Annotated in this window: 1 protein-coding gene; it reads left to right on the top strand. The window is 69.8% G+C overall.

Annotated elements, in window-relative coordinates:
• A partial coding sequence (locus tag RVY79_RS18020; RefSeq protein ID WP_317465890.1) for an MFS transporter occupies nt 1-368 on the top strand: 368 nt, incomplete at both ends.

The raw sequence follows: 368 nt of genomic DNA, 5'->3' as shown, positions 1-368 counted from the left end.
TGCTGGTGACCGTGAGCGGCAGGGGCGTGGCGACGGGGTTGGTGGGGCTGCTGCCCACGGCGGCCAGCGCAGGGCTGATCGCGCCGGTGCTGCTGTTGTTGATCCGGCTGGCGCAGGGCTTCTTTGCCGGTGGCGAGGTGACGGGCGCGGCCGCGTACGTGGCGGAATCCGCACCGCGTGGCCAGCGTGGCTTTTACGGTGCGGTCACGCCGGTGGGGGTAGCGATTGGCGGTGCGCTGGCAGCCACGGTGTGCGGGCTGTCCAGCTTCATCCTCGGTGCCGAGCAGATGCAGGCGTGGGGCTGGCGTATCCCGTTTCTGATGGCGATTCCGATGGTGATCGTGTCGTCCATGGTGCGCCGTCGCGTG

Origin of the sequence: Chromohalobacter sp. HP20-39, from assembly GCF_033052815.1 — a bacterium.
GTDB lineage: Bacteria > Pseudomonadota > Gammaproteobacteria > Pseudomonadales > Halomonadaceae > Chromohalobacter.
The sequence above is the reverse complement of the archived record's forward strand: the minus strand, read 5'-3'. Positions and strand labels throughout refer to the sequence as shown.